The sequence below is a fragment of the Shewanella hafniensis genome, assembly GCF_019655335.1.
GTDB lineage: Bacteria > Pseudomonadota > Gammaproteobacteria > Enterobacterales > Shewanellaceae > Shewanella > Shewanella hafniensis.
Genome location: NZ_BPFD01000263.1, coordinates 1 through 428, shown reverse-complemented (window position 1 = coordinate 428; position 428 = coordinate 1). Strand labels below are relative to the sequence as shown.

Below are 428 nucleotides of genomic sequence, written 5' to 3'. Positions count from 1 at the left end.
AACACCAGGCGATGGGGGGTTGTGTGTCACTCGTCAATGCCGCACAGCTACGCCACTATATAAAACTATCCTCTATACTGGACTAAATCTCAGCCTAAATTTTAGCCAGAGGTAGCCGATATATAGAATAGGAGCTGCAAAGGTTGGGTAAAACAGGGAGATAAAATGGTTGGCTTAGATAGTCTATACGCCATGCTAGCGAGACCGGTAAGACAGGTCACACAGCGTAAGCGCATGGTGGAACAAACTGAACACATAGAAGGGGTGCACGCTGATAGCCATGAGGCACCTCAGTCTCAACTGCCCCCAAACCTCGAAAGACGTCACAATATCTTTGAAAGGCGGGAATCATCGCGCGGCGATCGACGTGGCCAATCAGCACGCGATGACGCAATGCTAAAGGCCGAGAAAGAGGCTCTGGAATCTCC

Annotated in this window: 1 protein-coding gene; it reads left to right on the top strand. The window is 50.0% G+C overall.

Going from position 1 to position 428, the window contains the following annotated elements; all coding sequences use genetic code 11:
- Positions 1–165 precede the first annotated feature (165 nt).
- Positions 166–428, top strand: a 263-nt coding sequence (locus K5Q99_RS22180) for a hypothetical protein (RefSeq protein ID WP_220778166.1), incomplete at its 3' end; no start/stop codon positions are given.